A 17,809-nucleotide genomic window follows, 5' to 3' on the forward strand; every position below is an offset into this window, starting at 1 on the left:
GCTGGCGTGGTGGCAAATTTTACTCTGTCGGCACGCGATAATACTTGCTTAGTCTCACAACGCAGAACCCGATCAGCCCGGCGATGAACACAATGGTGCTAATCCAGGTCGCAGTCGAGTTGAGCCCTTTCTCGTCGACGTTGGCATCAAGGGTCAGCCAATAAACGACCATCAGAAAAACCGCCGTGCCTGCCGCAATCCAGGCCATCATCGATGCGGTTTCCCTCAAGGTACGATCTCGCCGACTTTCCGCCAGCCAGTATTCCCGGTTTGGGATGTTGATCATCGATGTCGGCAAGACGCGGATCAGGTAGCCCACGCCCAGCATCATCGCAGCGACTCCGACTTGTGTCGCCAGCATGACGGCAACGAATCCAGGCTTGGACATCCAGCCGTTCGCTTGCCCGCCAGGGCCAAAATGTGAAGCGACTCGGGCCGGCAGTTGGTCCCAATAAAAGAAGGCGAGCAATGCTGTACCGACAAGAGCAGATGCGAGCATGGCCCATGGTACCAGCCGGGTCATGACGGATCTCCGAACGCTTTCTTGCTCAGCCAGACAACTACCAGGCCTGTTGCCGCAATCGGTGCGCCTTCAAATGTCGTCCACCACCATGGCATGCCTGACGTGACATCAATGCCGATCATGACGACTCCGATCACGAAGTGCAGCCATCCGAAAACAGGCATCAAGTCCGCATGTTTTTTCACGTTTCGCCCGCAGATAAACATCAGGGCACCGTGGATTCCATAAAGCATCGACGTTGATCGAGCGAGATAAAAAGTGATCGGTGCATCTGGTAGTTCGCCGAGCCCCAGCCATTCGTGCATGGACGCCATTTGCTGAGGCGGCAGCAGCATAAACAGGAAGGCCACCATCAGCCCGCAACCGACGATCATCATCAGCCATGAGAGAACTTTTTCTGCGTTCATGTTGAGTTGAACTCCGCTTGGGTAAATTGGCGCGCATCGCATGGGCATGCCGTCCAACTGTTGAAGCCACCGTAGAGCAATCCGCACACGAACCGACTACTCCTTCTTCCGCCGCCACTTTTTCTCCGGGCCGGCTTTCTCTGACAGGCTCTTCGTGTCCACCAGCATCTCAACGCCCGAGGCTCCCAGCAATTCCTGCAACCTGCCGCAAAGCTGCTCGCTAACTTCGATCTTGCGATTCGAATCGAGCTGAACTCGCATCCCGTCTTCCAGCACCAGTTCAATCTTCAGTTGCCGATTCCCGGGATAGCCGCGGATGATTTCGTAAGCTGTTTTCAGTCCGTCGTGGCCGTGCATGTTCTGGTCGATCATAATTTTGATCCCCGTCGTCATCGTCGAACCAAGGTCATCGATCGGCACCATCTTGTCCACGATCAGGTTCGGCTCGTCTCCGCGATAATCCAGTTTTCCCTGGACCACCACAACCGCATCCGGCTTGATGACTTCGCTGACCGAAGTGTAAGTCGACGGCCAGGCAATCGTGCGGATCGCGCCATCGACATCCTCAAGATCGAACATCGCATACTTCGTCGGATCACTTGGGCTCTTCTGGTTCTTGGTGTGAGCCAACCTCAACGACGCGATCATACCGCCCATGCTGACTTTATCGCGGTGCTTGCTGCCTTCAAGTTCACTGGTCTTGTGCGAACAGAACTGCTCCAGTCGATCAACGTATTCGGCCAGTGGATGGCTGGTCAGGTAGAAACCTAAAACCTCTTTTTCAAACGTCAGCTTTTCACGCTCTTCCCACTCCGGAACGTCGGGCATGTCGACTGTTTCCGGTTCGTCGTCGGCGGCAGGTTCCGGCGTTCCAAACAGATTCAATTGGCCGCTTTTCTTGTCAGCCTGCGCCGAAGCACCGGCTTGGATCGCGCGATCGAGAGCAGCCATCAACTGAGCCCGGTGTCCGCCAAAGCAATCCATCGCGCCGGCCTTAATCAGGCTTTCGACCGAAGAGCGACTACATTTACTGGACTCAACGCGTTCGCAGAAATCAAAGATGTCCTTGAAAGGCCCGTTTTCGGTGCGTTCATCAACGATCGCCTGCGCCGCCGACGCCCCGCAGCCTTTGATCGCCGACATCGCGAAGTGAACTTCGTTCTGTTCGTCGACTTTGAAGTGCACGTCTGAAGTGTTGACGCTTGGCGCGACCACGTCGATGCCCATCCGGTCGCAGTCTTCCATGTGTTCGACCAGAGCATCTTTGCCGACGAAGTTTCGCCCTGGGATGTCGCCCGTCAGCAACGCGGCCATGAACTCAATCGGATAGTGGCATTTCAAGTAGGCCGTTTGGTAGGCGATCAACGCGTAAGCCGTCGAGTGACTTTTGTTGAAACCGTAGCCCGCGAACTTCAGGATCATGTCCCAAAGTTCCTGAGCGTCTTTCTTGGAAAGACCCTGCTCAACGGCGCCCTTCATGTAGCCTTCGTAATTCTGGGCGATCAGTTTTTCTTTCTTTTTACTGATCGCTTTAATGCACGTGTACGCGGAAGCCAGCGGGATCTTGCCGACGCGATTCAGAATCCGCATCACCTGTTCCTGGTAGACCATCACGCCATTGGTCTCTTCCAGAATCTCCCTCATCAGCTCGATTTTGTACTCGGGTTCCTTGCGACCGTGTTTCACATCGATGTATTGATCGACCATCCCGCCTTCGAGAGGTCCCGGACGATAAAGAGCCGCCGTCGCGATGATGTCCAGGAAGTGGTCAGGCTTCATCCGCTGCAACAGGTCGCGTATCCCGCCGCTTTCCATCTGGAAAACGCCTTTCGTTTCGCCGCGTTGCAGCAACGCATAAGTCGGTTTGTCGTCGAGCGGAAACTCGTGGATGTCGATTCGCTCTCCACGCGTTTGCTCAATGATGTTCACCACGTTGGACAAAATCGTGAGGTTTCGCAGCCCCAAAAAGTCCATCTTCAGCAGACCAGCGGCTTCGACGTCGTTCATCGACCACTGCGTGATCACGTCATCCTTGCCGGAGACTTTTCCCAGCGGAACGTAGTTGTCCAGCGGGCCGTTTCCAATCACGACGGCCGCGGCGTGAGTACCGATGTTTCGCGCCAGCCCTTCCAGCTTCATCGCGAAATCGATTAGCTCCGTAATTTCCGGATCGCCTTCGTAGGCAGCGCGAAGCTCGTCGCTTGTTTCGAGCGCCGTCTTGATTTTGATGCCCAGCACATCCGGGATCATCTTCGTGATCTCGTTCACACGAGCCAGTGGAATTCCGAGAGCTCGGCCGACATCCTTGATCGCGGCTTTGGCTTTCATCGTGCCAAAGGTTCCGATCTGTGCAACCGATTCTTCGCCGTACTTTTCCTTCACGTACTTGATAATGTCGCCACGACGTTCCTTACAGAAGTCGATGTCGATATCAGGCGCTTCCAGGCGATTTTCGTCCAGGAACCTTTCGAACAGCAAGTCGTATTTGATCGGGCAAACGTGGCTCATGTAGAGAGCGTAACAGACAATTGCACCGACGCCTGAGCCACGAGCTGTCGTCGGGATGTCGCGAATGCGGGCCTGTTCGACAAAGTCCCATACGATCAGAAAGTAGTTCGCGAACCCAAGCTTGTTGATGACGCCCAGCTCTCGATCAAGTCGGGCTTGAACGATTTCGGTTAGCCCGCCGTCCTCCGTGAGCATACCGGGCGTTTTTGCGTAGCGTTCTTTCAGCCCTTGTTCGCAAAGCTCCCGCAGTTTACTTTCCGGCGTGTCTGTTTCCAGCGGCAGATCAAAGACCGGAAAATATCGCTCGCCGAGAGTCAGTTGAATGTCGACCGAATCGGCGATTTCCTGCGATCGCGACACGGCGTCTTCGAGGCCGACGAAATTGGCATACATCTCTTCCGGCGGACGGAGGTAGAACTCGTCAACATCCATCTTCATGCGGTTTTGGTCGGTGCGAAATCGGCCCGTGTTAATGCATAGCATCACATCCTGAGCCGAAGCGTCTTCGCGGTCGACGTAGTGGCAATCGCTGGTCGCGACCAGTGGAAGGCCGACTCGTTTGGCAACTTCAACGGCGCCTTCGAGTTGTTGACGCTGAATGTCCAGCCCGTTGTTCATGATCTCGACGAAGTATCTTTCACCGAACAGATTGCGAAACCACTCAGCAACGCCGATCGCATCCTCAAGCTGCTCTTCCGCACCGTTGCCGCCGTTGTTGAGGATCGCTTTGCTGAACTCGCTCGATACGCAACCGCTGAGGCAGATGATGCCTTCGCTGTGGGCTTCGAGCAGTTCCTTGTCGATCCGCGGCTTAAAGTAAAACCCTTCGAGCGCCGCGGAGGACGCCATTTTGATCAGGTTATCGAAACCCGTTTTGTTCTGGCACAACAGCGTCAGGTGATAGGACGAGTTCTTTCGTCCGCCTTCGCCCTTAACTTTGCGACTGCCGGGCGCGATGTAGGCTTCGTAGCCAATGATCGGATTGATGTCGTTCGCACGACAGGTGTTGTAGAATTCGAGCGACCCGTGCATGTTGCCATGGTCGGTCAACGCCAGCGCGTTCATGCCGTGGTCTTTGGTCCGCTGAACCAGTTTCGGGATCGAGCTGGCTCCATCGAGCAAAGAGTAATGGCTGTGACAGTGCAGATGCGTAAATGGGCGGTTCGACATGGGCTTCCGTGATGCGTGTGAAATCGGAAGCTCATTTTACGAAAAATGGAGCCGTGCAGTAGCCGTGAAATTTGCAGGAGTTGATGTCGTTTTTGCTCTTCGGTCCTTGGTCTTCGTTTAACGGCAAGCCGCAGGCGACGGTGCCGCCTTAGCAGGACTACGTGCCACCGTCGCCTACGGCTTGCCGTTAAACGAACCGTTTCGACGCTCAATGTTTACTCATTGATACGTGGTCCAGCCACCCTTTTCGATTCCTGCGAACGGGGTCACAAATGACCAGCTCTGTATTCGCTTTCCTTCCTTCTCCGGATTTTCCACAACGTAATTGATTGCGTTTTCGATCGCTTCTTCAGAATCCAAATACTGTTTCCAACCTCTGGCTGCCCACATCCGAGGCGGCCGTTGACCTTTCTGGGCAAACGCCGCAAGCGGATGCAGTCCACTTTCAACAATGCTGGCCGTGGCTGCACCTTTGAGCAGATTCGTCACTTGTTCAACCTTGTACGAATGCCTAGCCAACACAAAGTGCGTGTGCTCAGGGAGAACTGAGCAGGCCCAAGCGGTGTAGTTGCTTTTCTCGATCTGCTTTGCAAATCCCTGCGAAATGGCCAATGCCTGAACTCCTTCGATCGACACCGATGGATACTTGAGCGAATCGATGGCCAGGTTCCGATCCCGGAGTTCGGAATCGGTAAGCGATTCGATGTCCTTGCGATCGAGCGATTTGCTGGCGTGGCCATGTTTCGCAATCTCAAATTTCCTCACATAGTCCGACCAGGCTCCGCGCGGATCGTTTGGCAACCAGAAACCGTACATCGGCATGATCACGTGATAGCCATGGATCATGGGGCAGCACTTTCATTTCTTCGTTTAACGGCAAGCCGTAGGCGACGGTGCCTCATTGCCAAAACCACGTGCCACCGTCGCCTACGGCTTGCCGTTAAACGATCAGAGTAGCACTTGGATCTTAGACCATTCCGCCGTCAGGCTCACGATCCTCAATCGCCACAAAGTCTCGTGAGCCAGGACCGATGTATTCGGCTCCAGGGCGGATCAAACGGTTGTTGCTCCGCTGCTCAATAACATGCGCCGCCCAACCAGAAACGCGCGACAAAACGAAAATCGGCGTGAACAGAGCCGTTGGAATGCCCATGAAGTGATAGGCCGACGCGCTAAAGAAATCGAGGTTCGGAAACAGTTTCTTCTCACGCCACATCACATCCGCGATGCGTTCAGAAACCGGATACAAAACTGTATCACCGACCTCTTCGCCCAATCGCTTCGCCCATCCCTTGATGACTTCGTTTCGAGGATCAGAAACGGTGTAGACGCGATGCCCAAAGCCCATGATCAACGACTTGTTGGCCAACATCTCCATGATGCCAGCTTCCGCTTCGTCCGGCGTCGAAAATTTTTCGATCAACTCCATCGCGGCTTCGTTGGCTCCACCGTGCAGCGGACCACGCAGCGTTCCGATGGCTCCCGTGATCGCGGAATGCATGTCGGAAAGCGTCGCCGTGCAAACGCGAGCCGTAAAAGTCGAAGCATTGAACTCGTGCTCGGCATACAGGATCAGCGAGCAGTCCATCGCTTCACGCATCAGGTCCGATGGAGCTTTCCCGTGAAGTTTTTCCAGAAAGTAACCCGCGATGCCATCTTCGTTGGACTCGAAATCAATCCGCGTTCCGTCAGTGACGAATCGATGCCAGTAAGCCAACATCGACGGAAACGTGGCGAGCAAACGCTCTGCTGTCGGCAACTGATCGTCGAACGAATTTTCCGGTTCAATCACGCCCAGCATCGAGCAACCGGTTCGCAGCACGTCCATCGGATGCGCCGTCGCAGGAATCTTCTCCAGCGTTTGAGCAACGGCTTCGGGGAGCGCCCGTTTGGATCGCAACCGAGCCTTGAAGCTGTCGAGTTCCTTGATCATCGGCAGTTCGCCGTAGAGCAGCAGAAAAGCAACTTCCTCGAACGTCGCATGTTCGGCCAAGTCGAAAATTGAGTAGCCGCGATAGTCGAGCCCCTTACCTTCGGTGCCGACCGTACAGATTGCGGTCTGGCCCGCGACGACGCCTGCGAGTCCGCCAGTTTTCTTTTTCTTGGTGGTCATACGTTTGCTTTCAATGGTGATGCGGGAGACTCAACTCCCACTGATTATTACGGAACGGACCGGGCTGCAAAGATGAGGCGATTTCAATTGACCGATTTCTGGGTGTCAACAGATCGCTCAACCTCAAAGGCTTTCAAACAAAACGCACATCGCGCCGGAAGGATCCTTGATTACACAGGTCTTTCCGTAGCCGCTGATCACGCGAACGTCGCCAACTTTTTCGCCACCCAATTCGACGCAGCTATCGAGGCTGGCCTTGAGGTCGTCGACGTGAATGTAAATCATCCAGCCGCCTGGCGTGTCAGCGTTGGGGCCCTTGTTGTGGCAAATCCCTGCCACAGGCTCGCTGCCGCCGCTGGGCGTAATCACGAAGTCCTGATGATCCTCAACAGGGACGGCTTCCGACTGCCAACCGACCACGGATTCGTAAAACGCGCGAATTTGGTCGGCGTTTTCCGTCGCCATGTCGATCCAGCCAATCGTCCCGGGGGCTGGCTTTTTGTTTTCGCTTTCAGATTCACTCACGCTACACTCCTGACAAACTGTGTTGACGCGACCGGTGAATTATCCACAATCACGCAAGTCACATTGTAACGCTTCCCCAGAATGACTTCTGCCATGCTCCGCATAACTTCTTACGTTCTGTTCCTGTTTCTGATCGTCGGACTGGTCTTTGGAAGTGGCGACCAGCCCAGCCAAGCCGCAATTCCACAGCAGGAAGTCGCAGAAAAAGTTGCTGACGATGCCGAAGCGGCCGCAACCGACGACGAACAGCATGGCGTCAAGAGTGCCACGGACAAGCACAAAGTCGGCTCGATCGAAGGCAAGACTTCAGGCGGTCTGGTCGGGAACATCATCACACTGTTAATGCTGGTTCTGCTGCAAGCCGTCCTGGGCCTGGACAACTTACTCTACATTTCGCTTGAATCGAAGCGTGCTCCGGAAGACAAGCAACGCATGGTGCGGATTTGGGGTATCGGTTTGGCAATCTTTCTGCGGATCGCGTTGCTGTTTGTTTTAGTAAACCTCATTTCCTATTTCCAGGATCCCTGGTTTGAAACGCCGCCGTCATGGGTGAACTGGTTCGACGGGCATTTCAATTTGCACAGCATCATCGTTCTGCTCGGTGGTGTGTTCATTCTCTACACTGCGGTGAAAGAAGTTTGGCATATGATCCGCCTCGAGCACGACGATCACGCAGAAGAGAAACCGAAGAGCGTTGGCTGGGTGGTGTTCTGGATCGTGTTGATGAATGTTGTGTTTTCATTCGATTCCATTTTGAGTGCGATGGCTTTGACGGACACGCTGTGGGTGATGGCGTTGGCAATTGTGATCGGCGGCGTGTTGATGATCGTGCTGGCCGATACCGTGGCTAACTTTCTCAAAAAGAATCGGATGTATGAAGTGCTGGGCCTGTTCATCCTGTTGATTGTTGGAATCATGCTGCTGAGCGAAGGCGGCCATCTGGCTCATCTGAAATTCCTCGGCAATGAAGTCGTTGCCATGTCCAAGGCCACGTTTTACTTCGTGATCGGAGTGCTGGTGGTGATTGAGATCATTCAGTCGCGGTATCAAAAGAAATTGCTGGCCAGCAAGAGTGCTCACTAGGGGCGCTGTTTGGCAAATCGATTTTCATGCCGTCAACGCAACCAAACATGAGCGCCTTGCCGCTCACATTTACAAAACAGTGCCTGGTTGAGTCGCTGTCGTGAAGGCGTTTGTGGCTCGCGCTGCTCGTAGCGACGGCTTCCAGCCGTCGTATTCAGTGGTGGTCATCTGTGGCCAAACAACTGCCGCGGAAATTCAACGGCTGAAAGCCGTCGCGACCCCTAACTAAACGATCACGCGATGCTCGGCTTGTCCGTGTCCCGCTCCATCGATCTTGAACACGAAACCGGCTTGCGGTTGCGTGCCTTTGACCTCATCCGGCAAGTGGGCTCCGGCGGTCGTCATGAACAAGGTCGAGAAATCCAGGCCGCCAAACGCCGGACAAGTCGGCTGTAAAGTCGGAATGGTGTGCGTGTCGATCAGTTCTCCGGCGTCTGAGTAAACGGCGACTCGCGACGCACCCCACTGAGCCGACCAGAGCCTTCCATCCGCGTCGCAAACAGCGCCGTCAGGAGCAAAACTCTCGCCTCGAAGATCGACGAACTCCGTACGATCACCGACTGGCCAACCTTCATGATCAAGTTCAACTTTCCAGATGATTTTGACTTCGCTGTCCGTAAAATAAGCCCTGCTTCGATCCGGCGAAAAACAAATCGCGTTCGAAATCGTGATGTCGGAAAACAGCTGCCGCAACGCGCCTTTGTAGAACCGATAAATCGCCCCCGCGCCGGGTTCGGCGTTGTAGCCCATCGTCCCGATCCAGAAACCGCCAAATGGATCCGCGCGGCCGTCGTTCGAACGAGTCACCGGGTTTTCGGATTCGAGTTCGCACAGCACTTGCTGGGAGCGTTGTTCGAGATCGAAGACGAACAGATCGTGCTCGGACGCAATGAGCAATCGCGACGAGTCGATCAACCCGGCCGCGGAAACCGTACGCTCAAAGCGATACTCTTTCCGAAGAGCTTCGGCGGTCGCTGGGACGCCGAACGGTTTTTCGAACATGACGCGATTGTCGATGTCGAACCAGAACAGCGACTCTCGATCTGGATGCCAAAGCGGACCTTCTCCCAGATCGCATGGTTTATCGTCGAAGACTTCGGCCATCAGCTACTTTGACTCTTTTGATTTCGCGTCTTCGTCGGCCGCAGCCGCTGCGGCAGCCGTCGTGATGTTGCCGAACATGTGGCCGCCGACTTTTCCGTGAGCCCAGGTTCCAGCGTACATGCCTTTGCGAATGATGACTCGCGAGTCAAACGTTCCCATGCCGGGAATCGTTACCTGATCCAGCACGATGACAGGCGTGCGATCGATCCACTTGATCGACAAACCGACTGGAACCTTCACGTCCTTTTTCATGTACTTGATCTTCGCCACCAGCATCCACTCGTCGCCGGTCGGTTCCTTTTCAGCGCTAACGATCTCGTATTCTTCGGTGTGCAACTTGTCTCCCGACTTGCGCATCGTGAACGTGCCGTTCCACTTCGAACCTTCAAGAAACTTTTTCAGATTGTCGATCGCTTTTTGATCAGGCGCGGAGCCGATGTCTGCAGCTTCTACGGCTTCGACGCTGTCCTGCTTGGCCGCAGTTTTTTCCTGCCCGATGGCGAACGTTGGCACGATGCAAATCGAAACGAACAACAAAACCCGGAAACACTTCTGAGTCATCACATCACCTGAATTTGAGAAAAACGAACCCCAATCCGTTCTAACAAAATTCAGCCATCCGTGCAGGCATTCGCAAGCGTTTCGTCTGCGATCGGCTTAGAAAGCGTGGTCGACGCCAAAGTACAGACCGCCGACGATGAAGTCACTGAAAGCCTTCGGTTCGGCAACCAGATCGATGTCAAACAGGCTGTCTTCCAGCTGACCGGCTGCATCCGCCACGTTGGTGACCACGATTCCGCGGTATCCGAAACGGGCTCGCGTCCGCGGGCGGAATTGGTAAACGACACCAAAGTCCAGCTCTCCCAGGAAAGCAAGTTCGTTGTCCTTGCCGCTGAGGTCAAATTCGCGGCTGGCGTCGTCGCCGTAAAGCACCTGTGCGGTGGTCGTGCTTCCATCGTCAAACTGAAACTCTGCACGTTGACGGCTTTCTACCCGATTGTTGTAGATGCCGACTCGTGATCCGAAAGTGTATCCCCAGCCACGTTGAAGCTGTCGTTCCAGCCGCCCGCCGATTTGCAAACCGAACAGCGAGTTCTTGACCTCAGAGGAATAAAACGCTGATCTTGGAAACAGTCCTGACTGCGTTCCAGCCGCCGTAAAAACGGTCGTCTCGTTAAAAGCGACTCCACGCAAACCGCCGAAGAACTCCACCATCGAATTTCCGCATGACAAACGGGTTCCACCGGCACTCGCTCGCAGAAAATTGAACTCGAAGCTACCGAACTCGCTGTCCCGAGAAACGCGATGATTGCTTGCGTCATCAAACACATCAGCCATCGTAAAGTTCGCGGTTCCGATTCCAGAGAGACCGTAGGTTTCCGGAATGCCTTGCGGGATCGTGCCGCCCCAAGTCGTGGGATCATTAAGGGGAGGCGTGAGCCCGCCCCAGGCCAATGTGGGATCTCCAGACGTAACATCGGTCGTCGATCCTGGATCGAAACCGATGTAGCGCATCTCCCAACCGCGTCCGCCGGATCGACGTCTGCCGTAATTAATATCGACTCCGGTAAAGTCGCCTTCGTCAGGACCATTCGCCAACAGGTTGGGGCCGCCGTTGCTTAAGAGTCTACCTTTGCCACGATAGTCACGGCCCAGCGAAAGGAAGGTTAACTGACCGACAGCGTGCACGCTTGGGTCGCCGGTGGACAATCTTGAGTTGACTCCGCCGAGGATGTTTCGAACGGGCGTTATCAATTCAGGAGCTCCGTTTTCCACGATCGCCGGACGTGCAATTCTTTGCGGTAACGTTGGTTGGACTGGTTCGCCAGCGTCCAACAACGGCAGCGTCTCAGGGCTGTCGTCGATGATGCTTCGACTCGAGCCGTTGCTGAACTCAAACGACTGATCCAACGGCGCAACTCCATCGTTATAAGCAATAGGAGCATCGACGCAGTCGAGTTCAAACGGTTCGTCTTCGCAGAATTCAGGAGCCAGCGGAATCGATGGAACGTCACACGGTAGAGGCAACAGGCTGGGCGTTTCCAGGCTGTTGCTTGGCGACTCCAGTGGCGGAACGGTTGTTTTAGCCGAGTCCGAAGGGCGCGATTCGATCACGGATTCGGCAGATTCCAAAATCAGGCTGGACGGCGAATTCGTGTTGTTTTTCCGCCTATTTGCTTGTTCGAGGACCTCATCTATGGAATCTGAAGGCGATTTCTGGTCCGGAGTTTGAGGCGGTGACCACTGCGGCGATGTCTGCACGTCGGTGACGGGCGGGACCCATGCATTGGTGGAACTGGTCGGTTCCTCCAGCAACGAAAACGGTTGACTGGGGATTGACCCCGGAGTGAATCCGGTCGTCGCGTCTTGCGCCATCGCAGCAGTTGTCAGCAACGACAGACCGGCAATACCAGCGGCCGCGAGCTGGATCGAGCCGTGGGCGATTCCCGTAATTGTTGTTTGGATTTTCAGTTTCATTTTTGCCTCAGCACAGCACTGGTTTCGTCGTCGGTACGACCTGCATGAAAGTGCTTTCCGGTTCAATTCTCATCACAGTCATCGTCACTGCATCTATGCGTTGCCATTGAAACTGGATCAATCCTTACGACATGAGCGAGGGCGGCTGGAGCAATTGGTACACGACTGACAACCGGATCAAACCTTGAATCAGTTATCAAAGTTCAAGTCTTCGAAATCGGTACAGCCGGACTCGAGTGTCAGCGGAAAGATGAATGCTGCTAGCAAGCAAGCTTTAAAAACGCCGATGTTTTCGACGCGCATCGCTGCCTGTGTGGAGAAGTTTGGATTAAATCGGTCGTACTGAAAATTTTGTCTAAAGCACTATTGGCGAAATGGGGGGGTTGATAGATATTGTCGGCTCCACGGAAGAAACTTCTCTGACATTCAAGGACAGGAAACAACAATGAAGCTTCAGTATCTTGCGCTGTGCGCACTAGGGTTGGCGATACTGGTTCCCAACCAATCCAACGCCGACATCATGGCTCTGTACGAGTTCGATTCAACTTACGTTGATGGTTCTCTTAATGAGCGAGGCAACTCTCGAGATCTCAATCCCGATATTCTTGCCGGCGACTACAACACTCGCACCAACCGGGTTGCGGCTGACAGTGATGGCGGAATCGCACCGCCACAATCAGACGTGCACGCTTTCGCGCGTACAAACAAGACGCCCGACGACATCAGAATTGGGCCAAACAATGTCTACCATGAATTCGACGTCACCATTCTTAACGGAACGTGGACAATGGATTCACTGCACTTCGAGTACTGGGTGAATGACTCAATTGCTGGTCAGGAGTATCGTGCCACGGTTTATTCTGACCTCGTTGGCTATGGTACCGGTCAGGAACTGGATACGCAGTCATACGTTCGCCAAACAAACCAAATTCCAGAAATTCACACGGTTTCTATCGGTGGATTGCAGTTTCAGACTGCGTTCCAGGAGATCGCCGAAGGCACGACAGCAACTTTCCGCATTGTGTTCTCGGACAACGTGGACTTGGACGATGTCGTTCACCGAATCGACGATGTCGAACTGCGTGGATTCGAAGTTCAGTCAGTTCCAGAGCCGGCGGTTGGATCGATTTTGCTCCTCGTTGGAGGATTGCTTTCGACACGTCGCCGCCGACGCTAAATTCCGGAAATTCTATCGAGAGGCAATGGCTTTCAGAGAAGTTCGTTTCCGATGACGCTACAAAAAAAGAACGGTGAGCTTGTTGCTCGCCGTTCTTTCTTTTTTTAATGGGCGACGGTCAAGCCGTTTACTTGACGTCATTCCAAAAGCTGTTGACTTGACGCTCCTGGCTTCTGGCCGGTCGCTGTTTTTGCAGCGAACGAACCGTGACACGTTCAGTCGCAACTGGTTGGCTATAGCTCGCAAGCCGAACTGGAGAGTAGTTCCAGTCACGTTGCACCGGCGATGCAGATGCCGAACGGTTGATCTCACGCTTCAAATTCTGTGGAATGGAAACCTGAGGTCGCTGGCTCGTACGAGCACGTCCCACTGTGTTGTAGCGTGCTGTCGTCGATAGTGTGCCGCCAGGCGTTTGAATGCGCGACTGCGTTCCCGAAATTGAAGGAGCACTATCGGCTGGCGTTCCCGGAAACGTAGGCGTCTCAAAGCTTGATCCGCTTGTTGTTGGGGCAGGAGCAAGTGTTGGAGTCGGAGCGAAACCTTGAACAGGCGCACCCTGGTAACCAGTGCCACAAGTGTTGCAGCCCGTATTGCATCCACCGGTCGCACAATCGTTGGTGATCGTCGTTACGGGAACCTTGTAAGTTTCAGTACGGTACACGGGACGCTGGGTCGTGTATGGAACTCGCTGCATCTGATACGTGTAAGTCGTGCAAGGACGCATGCAAGTAACGGAGCAACCAGTGCATGGATCCGAATTGGTCACGGGCTTGTATGTTGTTACCGGGACGCGTTTCCACGAGGTTCGGTACGCTGTGTACGGCACGTAGTTCACGACGGTGCGCGAGCATGTTTGTTGGCACGTTTTCATGCACTGACCGGGCTGCAAGCCGTAAGCGTTTTGCGCCGCTGGCGGATACTGCGCCGTTGTAACTGGTGCTTGAGTGCCGTAATAGTTGTACGCTGGCTGCGGTTGGCATGTATTGCACGAAGAACGACGGCCACGAAGCCAGTCGAGCAAAGGACCTGCCTGAGCGTCTGATGCAGCAAAAAGGTGTGCTGCCAACATCGCGGCGCCGAGCAAAATTGTTTTGGTACGAATCATAATTGACTCCAGAAGGGTTCTGGACGGCAGAAGCTTTCCGCCGCAATTCACGCATAAAGGTAAGACGCGGATAGCCGCCGAAAAGGTTAAAGAAACGAAAAACCGTGCGTTTCAAAAAAATGACGTTCGGGTTATGCCGGACGTCAGTACCAGCGAAACTATTCAGTTGAGCAAGTTCTTGGAAAATCCTGGAATTTGCACCTCCACCATGTCCCGTCGCAACGAATACGCGGGTTAACTTTGGCAGAGCCGCAACAGTTACGCAGTCGTCGCCCCCATGGTTCGGTATTATTTGTCACGACAGACACTACTTATATAGATGCTCCGTTCGAATAAGATTGCAATGTCGACACTGTCAGGGATGCCTCTTTCGAAAGCTGTATTTCGGGAAATGTTTTTTGCCGTATGACCAACAGGTTTGGAAACGCAACTCGTTGGATCGTCAACAAGCCTTGGATAACGGCGGTTTTGCTCGCTGCTATCACAGCGGTTTCCTGCATCGGACACTTTTCACCGGACGCGTTTTGGAGTCTTTTTCGCGAGGCTGAACCAACTCCGGAAGTCGTTACAGAATCAGATTTTGAGTCGCGACCAAACGTCGAGTCATTTCAATTCTCCTCACACGGAATTCTTGTCGCCCAGTCCGAAGATTTCTTCACCAGCGAAGGCGTCGCGGCGATGCGAGCCGTGGTCAAGGCTCTCGAAGACGAGCCTTTCATCGATGGCGTTACGTGGATGGAAGACATCCCTGGATTAAACCTGTTTGGTTTACCAGAACCGGTTTTCCCAAAGCGAACAGCCTCTGAAGAACTGTACAGAAAAGCAAAACGTAAGGCGCTCGAGAATCCTTTCGTACGAGGCCAACTGTTGTCTGAGGATGCCAACACGATGGTGTTGTTATTCAACTACGACTTTTTCATGTTGGAAGATGATCAGCAGTGCATCGCCGGAGTCCGCGAAATTGCTCAAACCGCGTCGGAGCAATTCGATGTAGAGATCGAGTTCGGTGTCACAGGGCCGTTTCCGATTTACTTGAGCATGATGGAGCAGCATGAAGCCAACAACTTCTTTTATCAGATGGTTGGCTATAGCGTCATTTTTGTCATGAGCCTGATCCTGTTTCGTGGGCTGGTTGCGGTTTTGGTGCTGGGCGCCGCGCCGGCCCTTGGCGTTTTCTGGACGTTGGGATTTGTGAGCTTTCTGGGATACGACAACAATCCTTTTATCGATGTTGTCCTGCCGATTTTGGTCAGCCTGGTGGGGCTGACGGATGGCGTCCACCTGTTGGTTCAAATTCGAAAGCTGCGAGCCAGTGGACTCAAGCCGCTAGCCGCTGCAAGAGAAGGTCTTTCGCAAGTCGGGTTGGCTTGTGGTCTGACATCGCTAACGACGGCGATCGGTTTCGGGTCGCTGGCTTTGGCGCGACACGAGTTTGTACAGCAATTCGGTTATAGCTGCGTGATTGGAGTCATCTGTTGCTTTGTCGCCGTCATTACTGTGATTCCGCTGGCCTGTTCGACGTGGATCGGAAACTTCATTCAGTCTGCAGAGAAGACCAGTTTGATCGATCGAAATCTGGATCGAATCTCTGGCGTGATTGATTTCGTATTGCCGCGAAAGCTGCTGTTTAGCCTGATCGCGATTGCCGCGACGATCCTTTTGATTCTGGTTTCCACAACGCTGCGGCCTGACGAGCGACTTTCGAGCGCAATGCCGGCAAGCAGCGAACCGGCGATCGCGTTGGCGAAACTGGACGACGCAATGCAAGGACTCGAGCAAGGCTATGTGCGGATCCTTTGGGATCGCGAAATCGAAGCCGACGCCCCGGAAGTGATGCAGGTGGTGAAGCAGGTTGATACGTTGCTTGCGAAAGAACCGTTGCTTGGGAATGTCGTTTCAATCCGACATCTGATCGATGCATTACCAGGCGAAGGTCCGCCGGAGACAAGAATGTCGATGCTGGAGTTGCTGTTGCCTCCGTTCAAACGGGTCTACTACGAACCCGAGTCGCGCTACACGGCGGTAAACTTCCGCGTGCGTGATTTGGGGATTTCGCAATACAACCCGGTCTTCACTCGCATGATCGCGGGCATGGCAGAGATCGAAAACCAGCATCCGCACTTCACGCTCTATGCTGGCGGCAAAGCTTTTAACCGGTGGGAGAATCTCTACAAAATCGTGGTCGATTTGGCGTTGAGCCTGGGGACGGCGTCGCTGATCATTTTTGCGATTCTGGCCATCGTCTATCGTTCGCTACGTATCGGTCTGATCTCGTTTGTCCCCAATCTGTTTCCTCTGGCATTCGCGGGCGCCTTTCTCGTGGTCACTAGTCAGTCGTTGGAGGTGGTGGCGGTTTGTGCGTTTACTGTTTGTCTGGGAATCGCAGTCGACGATACGATTCATTTTCTGACACGATTTGAAGAAGAGCGAAAGATCTGCGATGCCGATGATGAGGCCATTCGCAAAGCGTTCACTGGCGTCGGGACCGCGCTGATCATGACGACCGTGGTGCTTGTTTCGGGATTCGCAACGGTACTGATGAGCGACTCTCGCGATCATTTCATTTTTGCTTCGATGGGTGCGATCACGATCGCAGCGGCGCTGTTTGCAGATCTTGTTTTTCTCCCTGCCCTGCTTTCTCAGTTCGCCAGAAAGAAACCTGAATGAAGGTTTTGGTATTCGAGTTCATGGTTGGGGGAGGAGTCGCTGACCAGCATCCATTCGACGCTGAACTGCAAGTGTTCTTTCGTCAGGGGCACGGAATGCTGCGTGCAGTTTGCGAGGACTTGCTGTCGCTGGGCCATCAAGTGATCGTGCCAGTCGATGTTCAAGCCGAAGCTGAACTTCCTGACGACGTCGAGCGAGTCGATGTCGAACGCGAAAGCGACGTTGATTCGGTGCTGTTGGCTGCAGCCTCAGAAGCGGATCGTATTTTGCTAATCGCGCCGGAAACCGATGGCTGTCTGGAACGTCTCGCCAATCTACTGAACGATTTTGCGCACAAGTTTATCGGACCCGACGTTGGGTTGATTCGTTTGGCAGCAGATAAATGGAAATGCCATCAGTGGTATGTGCAACACAAAGTGCCCTGCCCCGATTCAATTCTGTTGACGGATGAGGGTGTCGATCCCCAACTGCCAATGGAATTCTTCCCCTGTGTCGTAAAACCGGTTGATGGGGCGGGAAGCGAGGGTGTTCGACTTATTTCGTCGATGAGCGAACTTGCGGTAGTTGCGCGGCCACTGCTGATGCAAAAGTTTGTTGTCGGCGCTCCGGTTAGTGTTTCCGTGATCGTGGAATCGAGCGAAGCAGTCCACTTTCTCGAACCGGGGCGGCAAATTTTTGACAGCGATCCGTTTGGAGTTCATTTGCGAACCCAATATCCGCTGGAGTCAGGCCTACGTGAGCGGGCTCTGTCGCTTGCCCGTCACGTCGTCGAGACAAGCCCGCAGTTCGTCGGATATGTCGGAATCGATATGGTTTTGGCGGAGGACGCGGCCAGTGACGTTTTGATTGAAATCAATCCGCGGCTGACGACTTCGTATTGCTTTCTGCGAGAGTGGTCGAAGCAGAATCTTGCTGAGAAGTTTCCCTCGCTTGAGTCTCGTTAGCCGAG

At 54.0% G+C, this 17,809-nt stretch carries 14 protein-coding genes; 4 read left to right on the plus strand and 10 right to left on the minus strand.

Annotated elements, in window-relative coordinates:
* Positions 1–19: 19 nt before the first annotated feature.
* The 6 genes from MFFC18_RS04475 to MFFC18_RS04500 form a co-directional block, all read right to left on the minus strand.
* Positions 20–523, minus strand: a complete 504-nt coding sequence (locus MFFC18_RS04475; protein ID WP_084416724.1) for a DUF1648 domain-containing protein — start codon at positions 521–523, stop codon at positions 20–22.
* Positions 520–930 (minus strand): hypothetical protein, encoded by a 411-nt coding sequence (locus MFFC18_RS04480; RefSeq protein WP_148618642.1) that lies wholly within the window; start codon positions 928–930, stop codon positions 520–522. The genes MFFC18_RS04475 and MFFC18_RS04480 overlap by 4 nt, the downstream gene beginning before the upstream one ends.
* 96 nt (positions 931–1,026) lie before the next feature.
* A complete protein-coding gene (gene dnaE, locus MFFC18_RS04485) occupies positions 1,027–4,608 on the minus strand; it encodes a DNA polymerase III subunit alpha (protein WP_075081882.1) in 3,582 nt (1,193 codons plus the stop codon).
* 219 nt (positions 4,609–4,827) lie between these two features.
* Complete coding sequence (locus tag MFFC18_RS04490; protein ID WP_075081881.1) at positions 4,828–5,454, minus strand: hypothetical protein; 627 nt, start codon at positions 5,452–5,454, stop codon at positions 4,828–4,830.
* Between the two features lie 121 nt (positions 5,455–5,575).
* Entirely contained in the window at positions 5,576–6,721 is a 1,146-nt protein-coding gene (prpC, locus tag MFFC18_RS04495; RefSeq protein ID WP_075081880.1) for a bifunctional 2-methylcitrate synthase/citrate synthase, read from the minus strand.
* 123 nt (positions 6,722–6,844) lie between these two features.
* A complete protein-coding gene (locus MFFC18_RS04500) occupies positions 6,845–7,246 on the minus strand; it encodes a VOC family protein (protein WP_084416723.1) in 402 nt (133 codons plus the stop codon).
* A gap of 93 nt (positions 7,247–7,339) precedes the next feature.
* Between MFFC18_RS04500 and MFFC18_RS04505 the strand changes: the two genes are divergently transcribed.
* A complete protein-coding gene (locus tag MFFC18_RS04505; RefSeq protein WP_238381130.1) occupies positions 7,340–8,329 on the plus strand; it encodes a TerC family protein in 990 nt (329 codons plus the stop codon).
* Positions 8,330–8,554: 225 nt separating this feature from the next.
* Here MFFC18_RS04505 and MFFC18_RS04510 read toward each other — a convergent pair whose 3' ends face one another.
* The 3 genes from MFFC18_RS04510 to MFFC18_RS04520 all read right to left on the minus strand — a co-directional run bounded on the left by MFFC18_RS04510 (position 8,555) and on the right by MFFC18_RS04520 (position 11,911).
* A complete protein-coding gene (locus MFFC18_RS04510; protein WP_075081879.1) occupies positions 8,555–9,433 on the minus strand; it encodes an SMP-30/gluconolactonase/LRE family protein in 879 nt (292 codons plus the stop codon).
* Between the two features lie 3 nt (positions 9,434–9,436).
* Positions 9,437–9,994 (minus strand): hypothetical protein, encoded by a 558-nt coding sequence (locus MFFC18_RS04515; protein WP_084416722.1) that lies wholly within the window; start codon positions 9,992–9,994, stop codon positions 9,437–9,439.
* Between the two features lie 96 nt (positions 9,995–10,090).
* Positions 10,091–11,911 carry a BBP7 family outer membrane beta-barrel protein gene (locus tag MFFC18_RS04520; protein WP_075081878.1) on the minus strand — a complete coding sequence of 607 codons (1,821 nt, stop codon included), beginning with the start codon at positions 11,909–11,911 and terminating at the stop codon, positions 10,091–10,093.
* Between the two features lie 445 nt (positions 11,912–12,356).
* Between MFFC18_RS04520 and MFFC18_RS04525 the strand changes: the two genes are divergently transcribed.
* Positions 12,357–13,088, plus strand: coding sequence for a PEP-CTERM sorting domain-containing protein (locus MFFC18_RS04525; protein ID WP_075081877.1), 732 nt, complete (start codon positions 12,357–12,359; stop codon positions 13,086–13,088).
* A 127-nt stretch (positions 13,089–13,215) separates the two neighbouring features.
* On the opposite strand, the gene MFFC18_RS04530 is transcribed toward MFFC18_RS04525, so the two are convergent.
* Positions 13,216–14,193, minus strand: coding sequence for a hypothetical protein (locus MFFC18_RS04530; RefSeq protein WP_148618643.1), 978 nt, complete (start codon positions 14,191–14,193; stop codon positions 13,216–13,218).
* A gap of 468 nt (positions 14,194–14,661) precedes the next feature.
* Here MFFC18_RS04530 and MFFC18_RS04535 point away from each other — a divergent pair, with 468 nt between their 5' ends.
* Positions 14,662–16,860: an efflux RND transporter permease subunit gene (locus MFFC18_RS04535; protein WP_162273880.1), complete on the plus strand. Its 2,199-nt coding sequence runs from the start codon at positions 14,662–14,664 to the stop codon at positions 16,858–16,860.
* Entirely contained in the window at positions 16,857–17,804 is a 948-nt protein-coding gene (locus tag MFFC18_RS04540) for an ATP-grasp domain-containing protein (protein WP_075081874.1), read from the plus strand. Before MFFC18_RS04535 ends, MFFC18_RS04540 begins: the two co-directional genes overlap by 4 nt.
* Positions 17,805–17,809 lie beyond the last annotated feature (5 nt).

The organism is Mariniblastus fucicola, from assembly GCF_008087665.1.
GTDB lineage: Bacteria > Planctomycetota > Planctomycetia > Pirellulales > Pirellulaceae > Mariniblastus > Mariniblastus fucicola.